At 78.0% G+C, this 22382-nt stretch carries 18 protein-coding genes; 9 read left to right on the plus strand and 9 right to left on the minus strand.

Annotated features, from left to right (window positions below; translation table 11 throughout):
* Positions 1–14 precede the first annotated feature (14 nt).
* The gene (locus J3P29_RS04115) at positions 15–602 is read right to left on the minus strand and encodes a TIGR00730 family Rossman fold protein (RefSeq protein ID WP_210491765.1); all 588 of its coding nucleotides are present in this window, start codon (positions 600–602) and stop codon (positions 15–17) included.
* A gap of 154 nt (positions 603–756) precedes the next feature.
* Between J3P29_RS04115 and J3P29_RS04120 the strand changes: the two genes are divergently transcribed.
* Both J3P29_RS04120 and J3P29_RS04125 read left to right on the plus strand, forming a co-directional pair.
* Complete coding sequence (locus J3P29_RS04120; protein ID WP_210491766.1) at positions 757–4242, plus strand: glycosyl hydrolase; 3486 nt, start codon at positions 757–759, stop codon at positions 4240–4242.
* A gap of 152 nt (positions 4243–4394) precedes the next feature.
* Positions 4395–5309 (plus strand): LysR family transcriptional regulator, encoded by a 915-nt coding sequence (locus J3P29_RS04125; protein ID WP_210491767.1) that lies wholly within the window; start codon positions 4395–4397, stop codon positions 5307–5309.
* On the opposite strand, the gene J3P29_RS04130 is transcribed toward J3P29_RS04125, so the two are convergent.
* Positions 5306–5779 carry a MarR family winged helix-turn-helix transcriptional regulator gene (locus tag J3P29_RS04130; RefSeq protein WP_210491768.1) on the minus strand — a complete coding sequence of 158 codons (474 nt, stop codon included), beginning with the start codon at positions 5777–5779 and terminating at the stop codon, positions 5306–5308. The two genes, J3P29_RS04125 and J3P29_RS04130, sit on opposite strands and share 4 nt — an antisense overlap.
* Before the next feature lie 234 nt (positions 5780–6013).
* On the opposite strand from J3P29_RS04130, the gene J3P29_RS04135 reads away from it, so the two are divergent.
* Complete coding sequence (locus J3P29_RS04135) at positions 6014–8155, plus strand: MMPL family transporter (RefSeq protein ID WP_210491769.1); 2142 nt, start codon at positions 6014–6016, stop codon at positions 8153–8155.
* A 23-nt stretch (positions 8156–8178) separates the two neighbouring features.
* On the opposite strand, the gene J3P29_RS04140 is transcribed toward J3P29_RS04135, so the two are convergent.
* The gene (locus J3P29_RS04140) at positions 8179–9585 is read right to left on the minus strand and encodes a PLP-dependent aminotransferase family protein (RefSeq protein WP_210491770.1); all 1407 of its coding nucleotides are present in this window, start codon (positions 9583–9585) and stop codon (positions 8179–8181) included.
* Here J3P29_RS04140 and J3P29_RS04145 point away from each other — a divergent pair.
* Positions 9584–10579, plus strand: coding sequence for a DMT family transporter (locus J3P29_RS04145; protein ID WP_210491771.1), 996 nt, complete (start codon positions 9584–9586; stop codon positions 10577–10579). The two genes, J3P29_RS04140 and J3P29_RS04145, sit on opposite strands and share 2 nt — an antisense overlap.
* Positions 10580–10585: 6 nt before the next feature.
* On the opposite strand, the gene J3P29_RS04150 is transcribed toward J3P29_RS04145, so the two are convergent.
* On the minus strand, positions 10586–11941 hold the full coding sequence (locus J3P29_RS04150; protein WP_210491772.1) for an MFS transporter: 1356 nt from the start codon (positions 11939–11941) through the stop codon (positions 10586–10588).
* A 28-nt stretch (positions 11942–11969) separates the two neighbouring features.
* Here J3P29_RS04150 and J3P29_RS04155 point away from each other — a divergent pair, with 28 nt between their 5' ends.
* Together J3P29_RS04155 and J3P29_RS04160 are read left to right on the plus strand one after the other, a co-directional pair.
* A complete protein-coding gene (locus J3P29_RS04155) occupies positions 11970–12623 on the plus strand; it encodes a GntR family transcriptional regulator (RefSeq protein WP_210491773.1) in 654 nt (217 codons plus the stop codon).
* Positions 12624–12863: 240 nt separating this feature from the next.
* Positions 12864–13283 carry a VOC family protein gene (locus J3P29_RS04160; protein WP_210491774.1) on the plus strand — a complete coding sequence of 140 codons (420 nt, stop codon included), beginning with the start codon at positions 12864–12866 and terminating at the stop codon, positions 13281–13283.
* 10 nt (positions 13284–13293) lie between these two features.
* Here J3P29_RS04160 and J3P29_RS04165 read toward each other — a convergent pair whose 3' ends face one another.
* A complete protein-coding gene (locus tag J3P29_RS04165; protein ID WP_210491775.1) occupies positions 13294–14742 on the minus strand; it encodes a cobyrinate a,c-diamide synthase in 1449 nt (482 codons plus the stop codon).
* Positions 14743–15120: 378 nt separating this feature from the next.
* On the opposite strand from J3P29_RS04165, the gene J3P29_RS04170 reads away from it, so the two are divergent.
* On the plus strand, positions 15121–15471 hold the full coding sequence (locus J3P29_RS04170; RefSeq protein WP_210491776.1) for a VOC family protein: 351 nt from the start codon (positions 15121–15123) through the stop codon (positions 15469–15471).
* A 543-nt stretch (positions 15472–16014) separates the two neighbouring features.
* Here J3P29_RS04170 and J3P29_RS20630 read toward each other — a convergent pair.
* From J3P29_RS20630 to cobA, 4 genes are read right to left on the minus strand one after another with little or no spacing between them, the layout of a single operon-like run.
* Positions 16015–17043 (minus strand): hypothetical protein, encoded by a 1029-nt coding sequence (locus tag J3P29_RS20630; RefSeq protein WP_210491777.1) that lies wholly within the window; start codon positions 17041–17043, stop codon positions 16015–16017.
* The gene (cobO, locus tag J3P29_RS04180) at positions 17040–17774 is read right to left on the minus strand and encodes a cob(I)yrinic acid a,c-diamide adenosyltransferase (RefSeq protein WP_246851418.1); all 735 of its coding nucleotides are present in this window, start codon (positions 17772–17774) and stop codon (positions 17040–17042) included. The genes J3P29_RS20630 and cobO overlap by 4 nt, the downstream gene beginning before the upstream one ends.
* Positions 17771–18760: an energy-coupling factor ABC transporter permease gene (locus tag J3P29_RS04185; protein ID WP_210491778.1), complete on the minus strand. Its 990-nt coding sequence runs from the start codon at positions 18758–18760 to the stop codon at positions 17771–17773. Before J3P29_RS04185 ends, cobO begins: the two co-directional genes overlap by 4 nt.
* Positions 18747–19562 carry a uroporphyrinogen-III C-methyltransferase gene (cobA, locus tag J3P29_RS04190; RefSeq protein ID WP_210491779.1) on the minus strand — a complete coding sequence of 272 codons (816 nt, stop codon included), beginning with the start codon at positions 19560–19562 and terminating at the stop codon, positions 18747–18749. Before cobA ends, J3P29_RS04185 begins: the two co-directional genes overlap by 14 nt.
* Before the next feature lie 220 nt (positions 19563–19782).
* Between cobA and J3P29_RS04195 the strand changes: the two genes are divergently transcribed.
* Positions 19783–21330, plus strand: coding sequence for a hypothetical protein (locus J3P29_RS04195; RefSeq protein ID WP_210491780.1), 1548 nt, complete (start codon positions 19783–19785; stop codon positions 21328–21330).
* Positions 21331–21456: 126 nt separating this feature from the next.
* Entirely contained in the window at positions 21457–22194 is a 738-nt protein-coding gene (cobJ, locus tag J3P29_RS04200; RefSeq protein ID WP_210491781.1) for a precorrin-3B C(17)-methyltransferase, read from the plus strand.
* Positions 22195–22382 lie beyond the last annotated feature (188 nt).

Here is a 22382-nt window from a genome sequence, read left to right on the forward strand (position 1 = left end):
GTCGGCCGCGCGGCTCAGGACTGCTCGAGCTCGAGCCACTTCTGCACGTCGACCGGCCGCCAGGCGGCGAGCGCGTCGAGCAGCGCGGCCGGCTCGGCGTCGCGGACGATCGCCCGGCGGTGCTCGGCGCGCAGGAAGCCCGCGCCGACGCCGTGCTCGAGGAACGCGTCGAACGGCGCCCAGTAGCCGGCGGCGTCGAGCAGGCCGACCGGCTTCTGGTGGATGCCCAGCTGCGTCCACGTCGCGGCCTCGACGAGCTCCTCGATCGTGCCCAGCCCGCCGGGCAGCGCGACGAAGGCGTCGGCGCGCTCCGCCATCAGGGCCTTGCGCTGGTGCATCGTCTCGACGACGACCAGCTCGGTCAGCCCCTGGTGGGCGACCTCGCGCTCGTCCAGGCTGCGGGGGATGATCCCGACGGCCGTGCCGCCCGCGGCCAGCACCGCGTCGGCGACGACGCCCATCAGGCCCACGCGCCCGCCGCCGTAGACGAGCCCGATGCCGCGCTCGACGAGCAGCCGGCCGAGCGCCTCCGCGGCCTGCGCGTACGCGGGATCGGCTCCGGGGTTGGAGCCGGCGTAGACGCAGATCGAGCGGAAGGCCATGCGCACGATCGTGGCACGACCCGTCGGTCGCCGGCCCATCGACGGCGCCGATGCGCGCATCGAATCACCAGATTCGATTGCTTCCGCACAGAACCGATCGTTACGGTCCTCGCCCTGTGTGCCGCTCGGCACACGCCGGAGAGAGGGAGACCCCATGCACCGCACCCCCGACGCGCCCCGCGGGCGCGCGCTACGCCGTCGCGTCGTCCTGCCGGCGCTCGCCGTCTCGGCCCTGGCCGTCGTGCCGGCCGGGGCCCACGCCGCCGCGCCGGCCGCCCAGCAGGCCGCCGCCCGGCCCGGCGCGCTGCCGGCCGAGCTGCGCGACCCGAGCGCGGCGAGCCGCCCGAAGTACCGCTGGTGGCAGCCGCTCGCCGCGACGGAGGACGACGAGCTGCGCGCCGAGCTGCGGCAGATGAAGGAGGGCGGCGCCGGCGGCGCCGAGGTCATCGCGTTCAACGTGCCGGGCGTGAAGGCCGGCGACCCGCGGCTGAAGGACTGGGGCTGGGGCACCGCGACGTGGGAGCACAAGACCCGCGTCTCGCTGCAGGCCGCGCAGGACCAGGGCCTGTCGTACGGCATGACGATCAGCCCGCTGTGGCCCGCGTCGATCCCCGGCCTGGACGACGTGAACGACCGCCGCATCCAGCAGCAGCTCGTCTTCGCCCACCAGTTCGTCCCCGCGGGGCAGACCCGCACGGGTGCGCTGCCCGCGAACGACCGGCCGGCGCCGCCGGCCGGGGCGCGCACGACGACGGTGGCCGTGCTGGCGGCGCGCTGCGTCGACGCGGACTGCGCCACGCAGACGAGCGGCTCGCGCCTGCTCGACCGCGCCAGCGTCCGCGACGTCACCGCCGACGTGGACGCCGACGGCGACCTGTCCTGGACCGCGCCGGACGACGGCGGCACGTGGGTGCTCATCGCGTTCCGGCAGACCGCCAGCGGGCAGGCCGGATCCCCCTACACCGCCCCGAACGCCGACACGTTCCCGAGCGGCAAGGGCTACGTCGTCGACCACCTGAGCACCGAGGGCGCCCGCCTGACCACCGACTTCTGGGACGAGCACCTGCTCACGCCGCAGGTGCGGCAGCTCGTCGACGGGCTCGAGCAGGGGACGGAGTTCTTCGAGGACTCGCTCGAGCTCGACGACACGACGAAGTGGACGTGGGACTTCGCCCGCGAGTGGACCGCCCGCCGCGGCTACGACCCGTTGACCTCGCTGCCGGCCCTCGCCGGGGCGGGCAAGCTCACCGAGGGCGAGGCGGTCGGCGGCGCACACGTCCCCTTCTTCGACTTCCCGGACGGCCTGGGCGACCGCGTCCGCGACGACTACCGCCAGACGTGGAGCGACCTGTACGTCGACCGGCGGCTGAAGACCCTGCGCGCGTGGGCGCACCGCCGCGGCATGACCACCCGCGCGCAGACGTACGGCGAGCCGATCGACACGGCCTACGCCAGCAGCCTCGTCGACGTGCCCGAGGGCGAGTCCTTCGGCTTCGCGAACGACATGGAGCGCTTCAAGGTCGCGACCTCCGGCGCGCGCCGCTCCGGGGCCCCCGTGGTCTCGACCGAGCTGGGTGCCAAGCCCGGCGGCGTCTGGAACACGACGCAGGCCGGCCACGACGACGGTGGCCAGCTCAACCAGGTCTACAAGGCCTACGCCGCCGGCGCGAACCAGGTCGTCTGGCACGGCTTCCCGTACCTGCAGGGCCCGGCCGGCACCGGCGTGCAGTCCGTGTGGCCCGGCTGGACGTTCGGCGGCAACACGAGCTTCAGCGAGGCCTGGGGCCCGCGGATGCCGCAGTGGGGCGACGCGAAGGCGCTCAACGACCACCTCGGCCGCCTGCAGGCCGTGCTGCGCCAGGGCGACGCCGCCTACGACGTCGGCGTCCTCTGGGGGCGGCACGCGACGACCGCCGGCATCCTGAAGTCGGACAACCCGCTCAGCCGCGCCGGCTACACGAACGACTACCTGTCGCCCGAGTCCCTGCGCTCGTCCGACGCCACGGTCGCCGGCGGTCGGCTCTTCCCCGACGGCTCCGCGCTGAAGGCGCTCGTGATCCGGGACCAGCCGACGATGCCCGTCGACGTCGCCCGGCGGATCCGCGACCTGGCCCGCGACGGCCTGCCGGTCGTGGTCGTCGGCGACCTGCCCGCGACGACGCCCGGCGCGGAGGACCCGGCGGCCGAGGACGCACGCCTGTCGCGCGTGCTCGCCGAGCTCGTCGCCCTGCCGACGGTCCGGCGCGTGGCCGGCGACGACGCCCTGCCCGCGGCCCTGCAGGGCCTGGGCGTCCGCGCGTCGGCGGCCCGCGAGAGCGGCTCGTCCGCCCTGCTGACCGTCCGGCGCCGGACGGCCGACGCGGCGTTCGTCTACCTGTTCAACCAGCGGCCGGAGCGCGTGACGGACACCGTGACGCTCGAGGGCCGCGGACGGCCGTACCTGCTCGACACCTGGACGGGGAAGGCGACGCCGGTCGCCACGTACCGCCGCACGGACGACGGCGTGGTGCTGCCCGTCGCGCTGGCCGGCAACGACCAGCAGGTCGTCGTGCTGACCGACGACGCGCCGAAGGTGCTCGGGGTGCCGGAGGCCCCGGCGCTGCACGCGGAGCGGACCGACGCCGCCGAGGTGGTCCCGGGCGCCGCTGCGCCGCTCGCGGTCCGCGCCACCGCGGCCGGCCGGGTGGCGACGACCCTCAGCGACGGCCGCACGGTCGCCACCGACGTCGCCGCGGTGCCCGCGGCGCGGACGCTCGGCGCGTGGTCGCTGTCCGTGCAGAGCTGGCGCCGCGGCGCGTCCGGCGCGGCCGCCGACACCGTGAAGGAGACGCTGCCGACGGTCGACGTGACGGCCGGCGACGACGGCCGGCTGCCGGCCTGGAGCGCGATCCCGGCGCTGCAGGACGTCTCGGGCGTCGGCACCTACCGCACGACGCTGCGGCTCGACGGCGCGTGGACGGGCGGGTTCGGGGCGTACCTGGACCTGGGCCGCGTCGTGGACTCCGTCCGGGTCACGGTCAACGGCCGCGCGACGGCGCCGGTGGACCCGATGGACCCGCGGGTCGACGTCGGGCCGTACCTGCACGGCGGCGACAACGCGATCGAGGTGCGCGTCGCCTCCACGCTGCTCAACGCCGTGCGCGCCACGCCGGGCACGGGCGCCGGCAGCCGGGCGCGGGCGGACTACGGCCTGATGGGCCCCGTCCGCCTGCGGCCGTACGGCGAGGCGGACGTGGCCTCCGCCGCGGCGCCGACGCCTCCGCCCGCCCCGGCGCCCGCGCCTGGTCCCGCCCCGGCGCCCGCGCCGCCGACGCCCGCCGCGAAGGCGCCGCGGCTCGGGGCGCTCGGGACGGTCCGCCGAGCGACGCTCCTGCGGCGCGGCGTGCTCGTCCGCGTCACCACGCCCACGAAGGGCCGCATCGCCCTGACCCTGCAGCGCGGCCGCCGCTCCGTCGGATCGGCCACGCGGACGGTCACGCGCCCCGGCGCCTACCGCGTGCGGGTGCGGCTGTCCGCGAGCGGTCGCCGGCAGCTGCGGGCGCTGAAGGCCGGGCGGACCACGACGCTGAAGGTCCGCGCGCAGGTGCGCGTCGACGGGCGCCTGCGGACGGTCAAGCGGGTGCTGAAGGTCCGCGGCTGAGCGCGGCGGCGGACGGGCGGGGCGCACGGCCCCGCCCGCCCGCCGCGCCGACCCGCCGTCGGGCGGCGCGTGCGACGCCGCGCCGACCCGGCACCCTGTGTCGACCGACCCGTTCGCCCGATGTCCCCGCCCGCTCCCGACGCCCGCCCGGCTTGAACCTCCGCAGCCTGCGCTACTTCCTCGCCGTCGTCGAGGAGGGCAGCTTCACCCTCGCCGCCACCCGCCTGGGCGTCACGCAGGGCACCGTCTCGACCGCCGTCCGGCGGCTGGAGGAGGACCTGGGCAGCGAGCTGCTCGTCCGGGCGCCGCGCCGACGGGTGACGCCGACCGAGGCCGGGCGGGCGCTCGTCGCGCAGGCACGCACCCTGCTCGTCGCGGCGGACGACGCGCTCGTCGCGGTCCGCGCCGCGGGCGAGGCGATGCGCGGCACCGTGCGCTTCGGGATGCTCGGCCAGCGCGACGGGATCGACCTGGCCGGCGTGATGACGGCCTTCCGCGCCAAGCACCCCGGCGTGCGCCCGGCGTACTTCGAGGCCGGCGCCGACTGGGCCGGCCTGATCCGCCTCGTGCAGGAGCAGCGCCTGGACTTCGCGGTCTCGGTCAGCCTGCGCGAGGCGCCCGACGGGGTGGTGTTCCACGAGCTCGCCCGCCGGCCGACCCGGTGCATCGTCCGCGAGGGGCACCCGCGTCTGACCAGGGACGCGGTCACCGCCGACGACCTGCGGCACGAGGAGTTCGTCGCCTCGGCCGCGGGCACGCCCAACCGCGCCGACCTGGACTTCATGTTCCGGCTGCTCGACATCAGCCCCGCGATCGCGTACGAGGCGACGCCGCTGACCGTCGTCGCCGGCCTCGTCCGCGGCAGCGACGCGGTCGCCCTGCTGCCGGCGTTCATGGCGTCCGCGTTCGGCCCCGGCCTGCGCGCGCTGCTGGTGCGGCCCGAGATGCCGGTCGTGCGCGAGGTGCTCGTCGTCTCCGACTCGCGGCCGCTGAGTCCGCCGGCGCGCGCGTTCCTGGCCGACCTGGCGGCCGCGAAAGGCCTGGCGCTGGATCCGGACGCCGTCTAGGCGTCGCCGTCGAGCGGCGCGCGCGCTCGACGGAGGATCTCGTGCAGGTCGCCGGCCAGCCGGGTGCGCTCTGCCGCCGACAGGTGGCCGGTCGTGTGGCGCTCGTACGCCGCGGCCAGGCGGCGGGCGCGCGAGAGGACCGCGGCGCCCTCCTCGGTCAGGTGCACGCCGATCTTGCGGCCGGGCCCCGGATCCGGGTCGCGCACCACGAGCCCGCGGCGGCGCAGCGTCTCGACCTGGTCGCCCATGCTCTGCGGCGTGATCTCCAGCCGGCGGGCGATCTCGGCCGAGCCGATGCCGGGGTCGCGCGCGACGTGGTTGAGGATCCCGAACTGCCGGACCGTCAGCCCCTCGGCGGCCATGAGGTCGGTGAAGCCGTGCTCGAGCACGTGCGCCACCCGGCCGAGCAGGTAGCCGAGCACCTCGTCGAGCGCGAAGGTGGGGGGATCGGGCTCGGCCGGACCGGGCATCGGCATCGAGGCTAGCGGCGCGCCGGGGCGCCCCGGATCGCCGAGGACGCGGACGGGGGCTGGTACGGTGGCGCGCATGAGGCATAAGGGTCCTTATGGTGGTCGGCACGCCACCGGCCGCGACGCTCGCGGCCGCCGGGCCGGCCGGCGCGGACCCGACCGTGCGCGATCGGGTCGGCCGAGGACCGACCGGCCCTGCCGCGGGGGCCTCGCGTCCGGATCGGAGGCGGCGGCATGAGTCGCCTGACCGAGGGCGTGCTGCGCCACCGCCGCCTCGTCGCGCTCGGCTGGGTGTTGCTGGCGCTCGCCGGCGCGTGGGCCGCCAGCGGCATCTCGGACGCGCTGTCGCGCACGTTCGACGCCCCGGGGCGCCCGGCGTTCGAGGCGAACAAGCGGATCGTCGCCGCCTACGGCAACGGGGGATTGGTCAACCCCATCGTCCTGGTCGCCGACCCGCGCGGCGACCGCAAGGTGTCCGACCCGGCCGTCCGCGACGCGCTGCGCGACGCCGTCGAGCGGGTCGGTCGGGCGGTCCCCGGATCCCGGACGGTCGTGCCGACGGGCGCCACCGGGGAGGGCCTGACCGCCGACGACGAGCGGGTGGCGTTCGGCCTGGTGTTCCCGCCCGTCGGCCGCCCGTCGCCCGACGAGAACCCGCAGGCGCTCGCCGCCGCGCGACGGGTCGCGGCCGGTAGCGAGGTCGGCGGCGCGCCGCTGCGGGTCACCGGCGTCGAGGCGCTGGCGGACGACTCCGGCGGTGGGGGCGGCGTCGGACTGCTCGTCGAGACGCTGCTCGGCGGCCTCGGCGCGCTGCTCGTGCTCGCCTGGGTCTTCTCGTCGCTGCTGGCCTTCGTGCCGCTCGTCGTCGCGGCGGTCTCGATCCTCACGACGTTCCTGCTGCTGCGCGGGCTCGCGGCGCTGACCGAGGTCAACTTCACGGTCCAGTTCCTCGTCGGCCTGATCGGCCTGGGGATCGCGATCGACTACTCGCTGCTCGTCGTCTTCCGCTGGCGCGAGGAGCGGGCGCGCACGGGGGACGACGACGCCGCGCTGCGCCGCGCGATGGCGACGGCCGGGCACGCCGTCGCGGTCTCGGGCGTCACGGTCGCGATCGGCCTGCTGGCCCTCGTCGTCGTGCCCGTCCCCTTCATCCGCTCGATCGGCTTCGGCGGCCTGCTGATCCCGCTCGTCTCCGTCCTGGCGGCGCTGACGCTGCTGCCGGTGCTGCTGGCGACGCTCGGCCCGCGCCTGGACCGCCGCCACGCCCGCCGCGCCGCCGCGCACCCGCACGAGGGGCCGACGGGGTGGGAGCGCTGGTCGCGCGGCGTCGTGCGGCGCCGCTGGCCGGCGGCGATCGTCGGCCTGCTCGTGCTCGTCGTGCTCGCGGGCGTCGCCACGACGCTGCGTCCGGGGCAGCCGTCCGTCGACGCGCTGTCGGCCGGCGGCGAGGCGCGGACCGCGCTGCGCACGCTGGAGCGCGCGGGCCTGGGCACCGGTGCCCTGACGCCGATCGAGCTGCTGGCCCGCGAGGGCGAGACGTCGGAGCCGGGGCGGCAGCTGCGCGCCGTCGAGGGCGTGCGCGCGGTGCTGGCGCCGACCGGCCCGGAGTGGTCGCGCGGCGGCACGTCGCTGCTGCTCGCCCTGCCGACCGGCGACGCGGCGTCGGACGCGGGCCGCGCGACGCTCGACCGCGTGCGCGACATCGGGCCGCGGGTCGGGGTGCAGGTCGGCGGCCCGGGGGCGCAGGACCGCGACCTGACGGACGCGATCTACGCGTCGTTCCCGCTCATGGTGGCGCTCATCGCGGTCATCACGCTGCTCTTCCTGCTGCGCGCGCTGCGCTCCGTGGTGCTGCCGCTGAAGGCGATCGCGCTCAACGTCCTGTCCGTCGGCTCGTCGTTCGGCATCGTCGTCCTCGTCTGGCAGCAGGGCTGGGGGTCGGAGCTGATCGGCGGGGTCCCGGCGACGGGGTCGATCACCACCTGGGTGCCGCTCGCGATCTTCGCGTTCCTCTACGGCCTGTCGATGGACTACGAGGTGTTCATCCTCAGCCGCGTGCGCGAGGAGTACGACGCGACGGGCTCCACGGACGAGGCCGTGGTCCGCGGCCTGGGCCACACGGGCCGCCTGGTGACGAGCGCCGCGCTCATCCTCTTCCTGGCGTTCGTGGCCCTGGCGGCCGGGCCGAACACCGAGATCCGGATCCTCGCGACCGGCCTGGCGGCGGGCATCCTGCTGGACGCGACGGTCGTCCGCGCGCTCGTCGTGCCGGCGCTCGTCACGCTCTTCGGTCGCGCGAACTGGTGGCTGCCGGGGTGGCTGGAGCGCGTCGCGGGGGTGCGGCGGGCGGACGGGACGGCGCGGCGCGGCGGCTGACCGGCAACGGAGGCGGCCGCCGGTCAGCAGGCCGCGAGGACCGCGCCCATCCGGCGGGCGGCCTCGGGGAACGCGCCCGGCTCGGGACCCGAGAAGTTCAGGCGCACGTACGGCCCGGCCGGCTCGGCGGGGAACCACTCGGTGCCGCGCCCCACGAGCACGCCGGCGGCCTCGCAGCGGTCGACGAACCGCTCCAGGTCGACGGCGTCGGGCAGCCGCAGCCACAGGTTCAGGCCGCCGGCCGGCACGTGCTCGAGGTGCGCGCCGGCGACGTGTTCGCGCAGGCCCGCGACGAGCAGGTCGCGGCGCGCGCGCAGCTGCGGGCGGACGTGCCGCAGGTGGCGCGTCCATCCCGGCTGCGTGACGACGTCCAGGGCGGCCGCCTGCAGCAGCCCGCTGACGTACACGGACGATGCGCCGCGGTCGCGAAGGATCCGCTCGCGGGCCGGGCCCCGGGCGACGACGGCGGCGACGCGGACCGCCGGCGACACGCTCTTCGTCAGCGAGCGGACGTACACGACGTGTCCGGCGTCGTCGTGCGCGGCGAGCGGCGCGGCGTCCGCGTCGATGGCGAAGTCGTGGGCCCAGTCGTCCTCGATCAGGAAGGCGCCGTGGGCGCGCACGACGTCCAGCACCCCGGCGCGCGTGGTGGCGGACCAGAGCGCGCCCGTCGGGGCGGCGAAGGTCGGCTGCGCGTAGAACGCCCGGGCGCCCGTCTCGGCCAGCGCGCGGTCCAGCTCCTCGGGGGCCGGGCCTGCGGGGCCGCTGGCGACCGGGACCACCTGCACGCCGGCCTGCGCCGCCGCCAGCGTGGCGCCCCAGTAGGTGGGGGACTCCATGAGCACCGGACGGCCCGCGCCGACCAGGGCGCGGAACAGCGAGCTCAGGCCGCTCTGGCTGCCGGGCAGCACGACGACGTCGCCGGCGGTGGGCGGCGCCACGCCCACCGGCGTCGCGGCGGCGAGCTCGGCCGCGAACCATCCGCGCAGCTCGGGCAGGCCGGCCGCGGGGGCGCGCGTGACCGCGACGTCGCTGCGGGCCGCCCGCCCCAGCGCCGCGCGCAGCAGCCGCTCGGGCAGCAGCTCGCGGTCGGGGTACCCGGCGTGCAGCGCGATGGCACCCTCGGGCGCCGGGCGCACCGACGACGACGGCGCCGGCAGGTGCACGCGCGGCGAGCGCAGCGCGGCCGTCTGCCACCCGTAGTCCGGCGGCCGCGGCGTCCGCACCGCGCGGACGAACGTGCCGACGCCCGGACGCGCCTCGACCAGTCCCTCCGTCGTCAGGGTCCGCAGGGCCTTCTGGACCGTCGCCGCGCTCGCGCCGTGCGCCCGCACGAGCGCGCGGCTCGACGGCAGGCGCGTGCCGGGCGCGGCGGTGGACGCCCACCGCCGCAGCTCCGCCGCGATCCGGGCCGCGCTATCGTCGGGCATGAAGCAGCAGAGTAGCGCTACCCACAAGGCGGCGCACGCGCTACCGCGGTCGGCGGCCGCGATCGGGTGGGGCCTGCTCGGGGTCCTGGCCTTCTCGTTCACGGTGCCGATGACGCGCGTGGCGGTCCGCGGGCTGTCGCCGCTCTTCGTCGGGACCGGGCGCGCGGTCGTCGCCGCAGCGCTGGCCGCCGTCGCTCTCGGCGTCACCCGACAGGCGCGGCCCACGGGGGCGCAATGGGCGCGGCTCGTGGTGGTGGCCGCCGGGATCGTCCTCGGCTTCCCGCTGCTCACGTCGTTCGCGCTGCAGACGGCCGCCGCCGGTCACGGCGCCGTCGTCGTCGCCCTCGTCCCGGCCGCCACGGCCGTCGCCGTGGTGGCGCGGGGACACGAGCGGCCGCCGCGCGTCTTCTGGGTGACGGCGGCCGTCGGGGCGGTCGCCGCGCTGGGCTTCGCGTCCGTCCAGGGCGGCGGCGTCGGCCGCCTGCACGTCTCCGACCTGCTGCTCTTCGGCGCGGTGCTGGCCGCGGCCGTCGGCTACGCGGAGGGCGGGCTGCTGGCGCGCGAGCTCGGCGCCTGGCAGACCGTCTCGTGGGCGCTCGTCGCGGCGGCACCGGTGACGGTGGCGCTGACGGTCGCCGCGGCGCTCGCGCGCCCGCCGGCCGCGTCGGCCGCCGAGTGGGCGGCCTTCGGCTACCTCGCGCTCGTGAGCATGTTCCTGGGCTTCTTCGCCTGGTACCGCGGGCTGGCGATCGGGCCCATGGCGCGGGTCAGCCAGGTGCAGCTCGTCCAGCCCGTGCTGAGCATCCTCTGGGCCGCGCTGCTCGTCGGGGAGCGCCTGACGTGGGCGACGGTCCTGGGGGGCCTCGCCGTCGTCCTCTGCGCGGCGGTCGCGGTACGCGCTCGCCTGGGTGGCGTCGCCACGACGGCGGCCGCACCGGGCGCCCGGTCCGCGGTGCCGGCGCGGTCGGCGGGGGCCGCCGCCGACCGGCGGTAGCGGGGATCAGTCGGCCGCGACGCCCGCGCGGGCCTGCGCGGCGCGCTCCGGCCCCGCGGCGCGGCGGGCGGTCCGGCCCGACAGCAGCGAGCCCACCAGTCCCAGCGCCGTCGCCGCGAGCACGGGCAGCATCGCGTGCTGCGTGGCCGACGCGCTGCCGCCCCCGTCCCCGATCAGCCGCCCGACGACGAGCGCCGCGACGACCGAGGCCGAGAAGCCGCCGCAGTTGACCAGCGCGGCCGCGGCCCCGCTCGCGGCCGGCGGGGCCGCGCGGCGGGCGATCTCGAAGCCGAGCATCGACGCGCCGGCGCCCGCACCGGTCACCAGCAGCGCGATGAGGAGGACCGCGCGGGGGACGGTGCCGCCCGGCCACGCCATCAGCACGAGCCAGGCGCCGGTCGAGGTGGCGGGGAAGACGACGGCGGCGATCCGTCCGCGGCGGGCGCGGTCCCCGACGAGCAGGCCGACGAGCGGCCCGGTCACGCAGAAGGCGAGGGAGCCGACGAGGAGGAAGCTGGCCGCCGACGCCCGCGACATGTCCTGCGTGCCCTGCAGGTACGGCACGCCCCACACGGCGCCGGTGACCATGAACGGGGTCAGCGTCGCCATGTGGACGAAGAAGCCCTGGCGCGTCGCCGGCCGCCGCCAGGCGTCGACGACCGTGCGCAGGATGGGCTCGTGCTGGACGTGGGTGGTCTCGCTCCCCGGCGCGCGGCGGCCGCGCGCGGCGCCCGGCCGGTCCTGCACCAGCGTCAGCGGCACGGCGACCAGCACCGCGGTGACCGCGGCGAGGCCCAGGAAGGTGCCGCCCCAGCCCAGGCCGTCCAGGCTCGCCTCGAGCGGCACGGTGGAGACGAGCTGGCCCAGCGCGCCCGCGAAGCCCGTCAGCGCCGCCAGCAGCGTCTGCATCCGCGACGGGAACCACGCGTGTGCCAGGCGCAGGACGTTGAGGAAGGTGAGCGCGTCGCCGATCCCGACGAGCGCGCGGCCCACCAGGCCCAGCCCCATCGAGTGCGCGAGGCCGAACAGCAGCTCGCCGCCGGCCATCAGCGCCAGGCCGATCGCGAGGGTGCGGCGCGGGCCGAAGCGGTCGGCCAGCAGGCCCGCCGGGATCTGCATCGCCAGGTAGAGGACGAGCTGCAGCGACGTGAAGACGGCCAGCTGCCCGACCGGCACGCCGAAGCGCTCCGCGGCGTCCGAGCCGGCGACGCCGAGCGCCATCCGGTGCAGCATCGCGACGAGGTACGCCGAGGCGCCGACGCCCCAGATCCACCACGCGCGGCCGAGGCCGCCGGCGGGGCGAGGCGCCGCGGAGCCGGCGGCGCCGGGGGAGGGCGCGGCGGCGTTGCGTGCGGCTTGCATCTATGTCGAATCTATAGCATGGGCGGCGATGGCCACCGTTGCCCCGTCCGCCTCGCGCCGCGCCTACGAGCACGTGAAGGCGCTCCTGCTCGACGGCGCCGTCCGCGACGGCGAGCTGCTCAGCGAGGGCGCGATCGCCGAGGCCGTGGGCGTCAGCCGCACGCCCGTCCGCGAGGCGTTCCTGCAGCTCGAGGCCGAGGGGCTGCTCGAGCTCTACCCCAAGCGCGGGGCGCTCGTCGTGCCGATCTCCGGACGCGCCGCCCGCGACCTGTACGAGGCGCGCACCGTCGTGGAGAGCCACTGCCTGCGGCGCGTGATCGCCGATCCGCCGCCCGGTCTGCTGGCCGAGCTCGACGCCATCCTGGACGACCAGCGCCGCCTGCTGGGCGCGGAGGACGTCGTGGCCGCGGGCATCGCCGACCGGCGCCTGCACCGCGCGTGGGTGGCGGCGGCCGGCAACGCGGCGCTGCTCGGGTTCTTCGACGGCCTGCGCGACCGGCAGCAGCGGCTGACGACCGCGACGCTCCGGCGGGGCGGCGCGCGCCCGCGCGAGCTCGTGGCCGAGCACGAGGCGATCGTCGCCGCCGTGCGGGCCGGGGACGCCGAGGCGGCGGTGGCCGGGGTCGTCCGCCACCTCGACGCCGCGCGCGTGGCCGTCGACGGCGGCCACCTGGGCGGCTGACGGCGTCGGTGGGCGGTCGCGGGCGGGGCACCGCGCGGGGTGCGCCGGACGCGCCGGCACGCCGACGCGCCCGCGCCCGCGGCTGAACCCGAGCCCGCGCCCGCGCCCGCGCCGGCGGCCGTGCCGGAGCCCCCGGCCGAGCCGGAGCCCCCGGCCGAGCCGGAGCCCGCGGCCGGGCCCGAGCCCGGAGTCCGCGTCCGCGAGGATCGTCGCCCGCGGCGCGCGTAGGGTCGCCGGACGATGAGCTCGTCGCCGCGCCCCGCCTTCTATCCCTTCCTGCGCTACGCCGACGCCCCGGCGATGCTCGCGTGGCTGCCGCGCGCGTTCGGGTTCCGCGTGCGCGTGGCGTACCCCGGCCCGGACGGGACGATCGCGCACGCCGAGCTGGAGCTCGACGACGGGATCGTCATGGTCGGATCGCTCGCCGGCGACGCGCCGCCGCCGGACGGCGACGGCCGCGGCGAGGCGCGCGGGGTCTACGTGGCCGTGGACGACGCCGACGCGCACCACGCGGCCGCCGTGGCCGCCGGCGCCGAGATCGTCTCGCCGCTGCAGGACACCGACTACGGGTCCCGCGACTACGCCGCCCGGGACCCGGAGGGGCGGCTGTGGCACTTCGGCACGTACCGGCCCGTCGGCGGCACGCCGGCCCACGGGTAGGCCGGGTCCGCTACCCCGAGGCTGCGGCCCGCACCAGACGCGCGGCCGCCCGCGGGAACGCCGCCCAGTGCGTGTGCAGGTAGCTCGCGTGCAGCGCGGGGCCGGCTACGCCCTCCTGCCGCTCGCGTCCGCGGGCGGCGAAGGTCCACGCCGGCGGGTCGGACGCCTCGGGCGCCAGGGTGGAGTAGTGGAACTCGTGCCCGCGGACCGTCTCGCCGGCGCGCCAGAGGGGGCTGTCGACGCCGGCCGTCGCCTCGCGGTAGCCCAGGGTCAGGCGGGAGCCGAGGTGCCCGACGCCGTCCAGGACGCCGCACATCTCGTGGCCGTCGAGGGCCGATCCCAGGTAGAGCAGGCCGCCGCACTCCGCGACGACCGGCCGTCCGGCCCGCGCCAGCTCGGCGACCGCGGCGCGCATCGGCGCGTTCGCGGCCAGCGCCGCGCCGTGCTCCTCGGGAAAGCCGCCGCCCAGGTACAGCGCGTCGGTGCCGTCCGGCAGGCCCGCGTCGGCGAGGGGGTCGACGGGCAGCAGCTCGGCCCCCGCGGCGCGCAGCAGCTCCAGGTTCTCGGCGTAGCGGAAGGTGAAGGCCGCGCCGGCGGCGTAGGCGATCCGCGGCGCGCGGCCGTCGCGGCGCGGCGGGTCCGGGACCGCGGCCAGGGGGCGGGCGCCGTCCCCGTCCGCGCCGGCGATCGCGGCGACCGGGTCCCACGCCGGCGCGGCGAGCGGCGGGGCGGACCGCGCCAGCGCGTGCAGGGCGTCCAGGTCGCAGCCCTCCGCGATCCGGGCGGCCAACGCCTCCTGCGCCTCGCGGGCCCGCGCGTCGCGCTCGCCGACGGGCACCAGGCCCAGGTGGCGCGAGGGCGTCTGCACCCGTTCGTCGCGGACGAGGGCGCCCAGGACGGGCACGCCGATCGGCTCGAGCGCCTCGCGCAGCAGGTCGGCGTGCCACGTCGAGCCGACCTTGTTCAGGATCACCCCGGCGACGTTCACCGCCAGGTCGAAGTGCTTGTAGCCCAGGACGAGCGCCGCGACGGAGCGGGCCATCGAGGCCGCGTCGACGACCAGCACGACGGGCGAGCGCGTGAGCTTGGCGACGTGCGCCGTCGAGGCCAGCTCGCCCCGGCCCGACGCCCCGTCGTACAGCCCCATGACGCCCTCGACGATCGCCAGGTCGGCGGCCCGCGACGCGGCCGCGGACCGCGCGCCCTCGCCCGCCGGGACCGGGCCGACGGCGTGGGCCAGCAGCGGCGCGACCAGGTCGGGGCCCGACAGGAACGCGTCGAGGTTGCGCCCCGGCCGCCCGGTCGCGAGCGCGTGGTAGCTCGGGTCGATGAAGTCCGGACCGACCTTGGCGCCCTGCACCGTCAGCCCGCGCGCGGCGATCGCCGCCATCAGGCCGCTGGCGACGGTGGTCTTGCCGGCGCCCGAGGTGGTGCCGGCGATCACGAGGCGGGCGGTCACCGCGCGGACGCTAGCGGGCTGGGGGTGCGGGGCGGGCGTGGGGGTGGGCGGGAACCGCACGGCCGGGGTCCAGACTCGGGCGCGGGGGTAGGCGCGAACAGCACGGCTGAGGTCCAGGCCTCGGGTGCGGGGGTAGGCGCGAACAGCACGGCTGAGGCCCGAGCCGCGGGCGCGGGGCTAGGGACGAACAGCGCGGCTGAGGCCCAGCCTCGAGCGCGGGGCTCGGCGCGAACAGCACGGCTGGTCCCCAGCCGCGGGCGTGGGGCGGGGGCACCGCGCGGCTGGGACCGGGGGCCGACGCGTCGCGTGGCGCGTCGGCGTGGCGTGGTCGTGACGTCGCCCTGGCGATCACCCGCGCTCGGGCGGCATGATGGCCGCATGAGCGTCCGGCGGATCGTCCCCAACCTGCGCGTGGACGACCCGGGCGCCGCCCGTGATCTCTACGCCGGGCTGTTCGGCCTCGACGTGGTGATGGATCAGGGCTGGATCGCGACCGTCGCCGCGGCGGGCGACCGCGGCACGCAGCTGAGCGTCATGGACGCGGACGCGTCGGCCCCGGTCGTCCCCGACGTCTCGATCGAGGTCGACGACGTCGACGCGGTGCACGCCGAGGCGGTTCGGCGCGGGCTCGCGATCGTCCACCCCCTGACCGACGAGCCGTGGGGCGTGCGGCGCTTCTTCCTGCGCGACCCCGACGGCCACGTCGTGAACGTGCTGCAGCACCGCTGAGGGCGGGGTCGGGCGGGGCGGTCTGTCGGGGGAGCGATTGGCCTCGGGCGGGCGGTAGTGGGCGGGTGGGCCGGCCGCGGTTGCCGGGCGGCGGCGGGCGGGGCCGCGGCGGGGCGAGCGGGCCCGTCGGGGCTGCCGGGCGGTCGGGGCGGTCGGGGCGGCCGGCCATCGGCGTCGATCTGCGTGGGCGTCGGTCGGGTGATCGGGGCCGCCGGCCATCGGGGTCGATCGACGTCGGCGTCGCCCAACCGGGGTCGATCGGCGTCGGTATCCGACGCGGATCGACCCCACCCGCGATCAGACGACGCGGATCGGCCCCACCCGCGGACCGGCGACGCCGATTGACCGCGCGTACCGCGCCGTCGCGTCGCGCTCCGCCTCGCGCGCTGGCGCGACTCGGCACGCAGCGCCGTCCGCTCCGCCTGGCGCGGCGTCACGACCCCGCACACGGCGCCGGCCGGCCCGCCCCGGCGTGGCGGCCGCGGCGGGAGGGGCCTTCGCGAGGGGCCTTCGCCCACCCCGCCGCCCGCACCGCCCGCAGCCTCAGCCCACGTCCCAGGCCCCCGCGACCACGGGCTCGCCGGCGACGGACTCCTCGGTCATCCGGTCGGGCCCGCTCCGCGGGATCCCCGGCCCCCACACCACCGCGGGCACCGGGTCGCCGGAGTGCTTGCCCGTCCGCGGGTCCGTGCCGTGGTCGGGGCAGACCGCGACGGTCGCGCCCAGGTCCAGCGCCAGCGCGGCGAGGGGGGCGAGCAGGTCGCGGTCGATCTTCTGCAGCTCCAGGCGCTTGGCCTGCGGGTCGTGGTCGTGCGCCGCCTCGTCGGGCGAGCCGACGTGGACGACCACCGTCGGCGTGCCGTCGCGCAGCAGCGCGGTGGCGGCACGCGCCTTCGCCGCGACGTCCGTCCCCGGGCGCCCCGTCGCGCCCCGCGGATGCACGGTCTCGGCGCCCATCAGGCGCGCGACGCCCGCCATCGTCGAGCGCGGCGCGCACACCACCACGGTCTTCTCGTCCAGCACCGGCATCGGCGTCTCGCCGTCCGGCCACAGCTGCAGCCGCGGCACGTCGTCCGGGTCGTCGGCGCCCGCGACGCCCTCGTGAGCGCCCCACTCCGCCAGGTCGCGGCGGTGGGGGAGGACCGGCTCGGTGTGGCCGAAGACGAGCATCCGGTGGCCGTGCAGCCGCTGCACGTGCAGGGCCTCCTCGCCGACGGACCCTTCGAGCAGGCGGAACGCCACCTCGGCCAGCTCGGGCCACGGGCGGCCGTCGTCGTGACGCACGTCGACGCGGTGCACGACGGCGCCCGGCGGCTCGCGCAGCCCGTGCGCGGCGGCGTCCACGCGCCCGCGCGAGACGGGGCCGCTCGGCGTCCAGCCCAGCAGCAGCGGCAGGCCCGCCTCGCTCCCCGGGTGCAGCCCCTCCGGCGTCGTGGCGACGCGGCGCACGGCCCCGCGGCGGCAGATCGCGTCCAGGGCCATCGGCCGCGTCGACGCCAGCGTCGTCGGCAGGCCGCGGCCGGACCACGGCTCGGCCAGGCCGTCCGGGATGACGAGCAGGCGCTGGCTCACCAGTCGATGCCCTGCTGCGCGCGGATCCCGGCCTGCATCGGGTGCTTGACGTTCGCGACCTCGGACACCAGGTCCGCCAGCTCGATCAGCTTCGGGTCCGCGTTGCGGCCGGTCAGGACGACGTGCTGGAATCCGGGGCGGTCCCGCAGCGTGGCGACGACGTCGTCCACGTCGATCCAGCCCCAGGCGATGGGGTAGGTGATCTCGTCGAGCAGCAGGAACTCGTAGCGCTCCTCAGCGATCCGGCGCTTGACCTCGTCCCAGCCCGCCTTCGCGATGTCCTCGGACTCGGTCATGTCGCGCTGGATCCACGTCCAGCCCTTGCCCTGGATCTCCCACTCGATCGTGCCGCCGGCACCCGACGCGTGGAGGGCCTCGGCGGCCTTGCGCTCGCCGACCTTCCACTTGCCGCCCTTCACGAACTGGAAGACGCCGCAGCGGTAGCCGCGCGCCCAGGAGCGCTGGAGCATCCCGAAGGCCGACGTGGACTTGCCCTTGCCGGGGCCGGTGACGACCGCGACGAGCGGGATGTCGCGCTTCTTCCGGCGCACCGTCTCCTCGGACCCGCGGTCCTCGGGCGTGTGCGGCAGGTCGGCGTCCTTGTGGCGCTCGGCGGCCTCCAGGCCCGGGGCGACGGTCGGGCTGGCCGCCGTGGCGCCCTCGTCGGGGGAGGCGTTGCCGGCGGCCGGCTGCTGCAGCTCGCGGTCGGGGGTCTGGGCGTCGTCGCTCATGCGGGGCCTCCGGGGGCGTCGGGATCGAGGGGACGGGGCTGCGGCTCGCAGCCCGGCGGCGGGGGGACGCGCGCCGCGGCGCCGGCGGACGGGGAGGTCGCGGCCTCGGTCCCGGACGTCGGCCCGGACGGCGCGTCGGCGGCGGGGACCGGCCGCTGTGGCGCGGCGCCCGCGGGCGGCGTACGCGGATCCCCGGCCGAGGACGCCGGGCGCCGCGGCTCGGTGCCCGGCGGCGGGGGCACGCGCGGGGCGGTGCCGGGCGGGGGCGGGACGCTCGCGATCGCGGTGGCGGGGCGGGGGCGCGGCCGTCGGCGGGGTCGGCGCAGGGCGGGCGGCGCGATCATCACCAGGTCGGGCCGGCGGGCCAGCAGCGCGCGGACGATGCCGGCGGTCAGGACCGCCTCGAGGACGCCGACGAAGGCGTAGACCCCGACGGTTCCGCCCACGACCGGCTCGATGTCGATCGAGCCCTTGTGGCCCAGGTGGAACTCGGTGACGAACAGGAGCGCGGCCAGCAGCACGTTCACGTACGCCGCGGCCGCGCAGGCGGCCGCCAGCCCGCCGGCCGTGTCCTTCCCCTGCCGTCGGCGGATCAGGCGCTGCAGCCCGCGGAGGATCGGCCAGCCGACGAAGGCCGGCACGAGCGCGGCGTTGACGATGTTGAGGCCGAGGACCGTGATGCCGCCGTCGCCCTGCACGAGCGCCTGGACGATGGTGACCACGGCGATGGTGAGCGCCCCCAGCCACGGGCCGAGCAGCGCGACCGCCAGCGTCCCGCCGAGCAGGTGGCCCTGCGTGCCGACGCCGATCGGGATGAACGGGGTGTCGCCGACGAGGAAGAACGCGCCCGCCAGGCCGGCCAGGGGCAGGCGGCCGTCGTCGCCGTGCAGCTCGGCGCGGCGCACGCAGTACGCCAGGCCTGCGACCGCGACGCCGGCGCCGACGGCGGTCGTGGGCCCGGTCAGGAAGCCCTCAGGGATGTGCACCGGCGGCCACCTCCTCGGCGGTCGGCGCGGCCTTCGGCGGCAGCGGCGGCAGCGCGCCGGTCTCGGCGACGGTGCGCACGGCGCCGTCGCCGAACCAGCCCAGGTCGATCGCCGCGACGGCCCCGATCACGAAGGTCACGGGCGGGTCCTGCCGCGGCGGCAGGGCGGAGAGGGTGCCGCGCACGACGTCCTGCCGGCCCGGCCGCGAGGCGCCGCTGATCGCCGCGACCGGCGTCTCGGGATCCATCCCGGCGGCGAGGAGCCACCCCGCGATCCGGCGGATCCGCGAGCGGCCCGTCAGCACGACGATGGTGCCGCCCAGGCGCGCCAGGGCGTCCCAGTCGACCTCGCCGGGGTACTCCGGGTCCGTGTTGCCGGCCAGGACGGTGACGACGCGCGAGATCTGGCGCACGTGCACCGGGATGCCCGCGAAGGCCGGGGCGGCGAAGCCCGCGCTCAGCCCGGGCACGACGGTGAACGGCACGCCGGCCGCCTGCAGCGCGAGGGCCTCCTCGCCGCCGCGGGCCGCGACGAACGGATCGCCGCTCTTCAGGCGGACGACCTCGCGCCCCGTGCGGCCCAGCTCGACCAGCAGCGCGCACAGCACGTCCTGCGGCAGCGCGGGCCGCCCCGGCACCTTGCCGACGAGCACCCGCTCGGCGTGTGCCGGCGCGAGCGCCACGACGGGATCGGAGGAGGGGCGGTCGCTGACGACGACCTCGGCGGCCCGGAGCAGATCGGCGGCGCGGACCGTGAGCAGGTCGGGATCGCCCGGGCCGGCCCCGATGAGATGGACCGTCACCGGGGCCACGCTAGCGCGTCCCACGCGCGCGCGAGGCGTACGCGGTCCCGTCCCGGAGGGCACGCCGTATCCTTCCGCAGGCCGGTCCGACGCCCGCGCCGGACGGGCTTTACCCGAGAGGGCCGCCGAACCCCCCACCGAGCGGGTCCGGTCCCGGGGGCATCGGACAAACGGCCAGGGCGGTCCCACGGGCCGATGCTCGCCCGTAGAACCGATTGACATGTGGCGCACACGCCTCATCCGCCGCGGGGCGGACACCGAGCAGGCCGGCTCCTCCGCCGGCCGTCTCCGTCGCGAGGTCTACGTGACCTCGGGGCTCGGCGTGCTCCTCGTCAGCGGCGTGCTCGGCGTCGGGACGGTGTTCGCTCCGGCGGACGGCGTGCCGGTCCACGGCGCGGGCGTCGGCGCGGGCGGGACGCTGCGTCTGCCGGACGCTCCGGCGTCCCGCGGCGCGGCCGAGGACGCCCGCGGCGGCAGCGTCGTGCGGACGGTGCCGACCGACCTGGTCGCGTCGGCCGCGCCGGCAGCGAACGGCGACGGCCCCGCCGGCGGTGCCGCGGCCGGGACCGCGGGCCGGGCGGCGTTCGGCGCCCGCGACGGTGCGGGCGAGCGGCGCGGCGACCGCCGGCAGCGGTCCGACGCCGGCATCGGCAGCGGCACGGCCGCGGGGGCCGGCGTCGGCACCACGGCGGGCGGCGCCCCGGCGTCGGCCGGCGACCCCGGATCCGGCACGCCGGCCGCCACCCCCACCCAGACCATCGCGGCCGACGCCACCCAGAGCCGCGTCCGCCTGCGCGTCAACACGGTCAGCGTCACGGGCACGAAGTCCGGCACGCTGCAGCCGGGCGCCCAGGTGCGCCTGCGGATGACGACGGCGACCGACGCCGCGACCCCCGCACCCGACGGTGCGGCCCCCGTGCCCGAGACGCTCGACGTCCGCCTGGGCCTCGACGAGAAGGCCGTGGCGCGGCTGAACGCCGCCGCCGCGGACGGGACGGCGGAGTCGCTCGCGCTGCAGGCGAAGGTCGACCTGGTCGGCGCCGACACGGCGAACGCCACGACGAGCAGCGGCCTGTCGGTCCGCGTGCGGATGCGCGTGACGAGCACCGACACCCCGCAGACCATCTCGACCCGCGTGCACGACGGGGACGGCGTCAGCAACGTCGTCGAGGTCACCGCGCCGCTCGGGACGAAGGACGAGGCCAAGCCGACGACCGGGACGCCGGGCGCGCCGCAGGACGGCACCGCCGCCCCGGCACCGGGCAAGGCCCCCGAGTCGACGCCGGACCAGACGCCCGCCCCCGCGCCCGCCGCGGACGCCGAGACCGCGCCCGTCGAGGTCGTCCTGCCGATCAGCGCCGCCCCGACGCCCGCGCAGGGCGGCGAGGGCACGAAGGTCGACGTGCCGCTGCCCGACGCCCCCACCACGACGCCCGATCCGGCCACGCCCGCCGCGGACGCCGCCGGCGTCGACGTCGAGGTGCACGTGCCGAGCGCCGACGAGCCGATCGGCGGCACGCCCGTCATCGTCGCCGACCCCACGACCGGCGACCCCACGCCCACGACGCCGCAACCCGACCCGGCCCCGACGGCGTCGCAGCCCGACCCGACGGCGACGTCGCCGGGCGAGACCCCGGACGCGTCCGGCGCGAACCCCGAGACGTCGGCGTCCGCACCGACGACGGACGGCGACGGGTCGTCCAGCGACCCCGCGGGCGGCCAGGGCGCGGACGAGTCCGTCTCCGGCACCCAGCCGGGGACCGACTGACCGGGCGCCAGGGGCACGCCGCGGAGCGTGCCCGGCCCGAGGCGGCGGCCGCCGTCCGCGGCCGGACGGGGCGGCGTCGTGGCGCGACGCCGCCCGTCGGGTCGCCGCGGGCCTAGGATGTCGCGGATGCCGGGCGCCCTGTGGATCGTCGGACTCGGGCCCGGAGGGGCGGATGCGCGCACGGAACGCGCCGCCGCCGCGGTCCGGGGGGCCGAGGCGGTCGTCGGCTACGGGCCGTACGTCGACCAGTGCGCCGACCTGCTGCGCGACGACCAGCTCGTCGAGCGCGGCACGATGGGCGAGGAGGAGGCCCGCGCCCAGCGCGCCGTGGCGCTCGCCGTCGCCGGGCGGCGCGTCGCGCTCGTGTCGTCCGGCGACGCCGGGATCTTCGGCATGGCGGCCCTCGCGCTGCGGGCCGCGGCGGCGGTCCCCGAGGACGCGCGCCCGCCCGTCGAGGTCGTCCCCGGCGTGACCGCCGGCGTCGCGGCGGCGGCGGCCCTGGGCGCGCCGCTCGGGGACTTCGCGACCGTCTCGCTGTCGGACGTCCTCGTGCCGTGGGAGCAGGTCGAGGCGCGGATCTCGGCGCTGGCCGCCACCGACCTGGCGCTGACGCTCTACAACCCGCGCTCGCGGACGCGGACCTGGCAGCTGGACCGGGTGCGCGAGCTGCTGCTCGAGCACCGCGCCCCCCGGACCGCGGTGGCGCTGGCGACCGACGTCGGCCGACCGGACCAGCGCATCGAGGTCGCGACGCTCGCCGACTTCGACGCCGAGCGCGTCGCGATGCGGACCGTCGTGCTCGTGGCGGGGCCGACGGCCGAGCGCGTCGGGTCGTGGCTCGTCACCGCCCGCGGACGGGGCTAGGGCGCGGCGCCGGCGGCGCCCGCGGGCGCGGCGCGCGCGGACGGCGGACGGGGCTGACGCGCGGCGCGCGCGGACGGGGCTGACGCGCGGCGCCCGCGGGCGCGGCCGACGCGCGGCGGGCGCGGACGGGGTGAGCGCGGGGCGCGCGCGGCCCCGCCCGGGGCGGCACGGCGGGGGCGGGGTCCGCG

This window comes from Patulibacter sp. SYSU D01012 (assembly GCF_017916475.1).
GTDB lineage: Bacteria > Actinomycetota > Thermoleophilia > Solirubrobacterales > Solirubrobacteraceae > Patulibacter.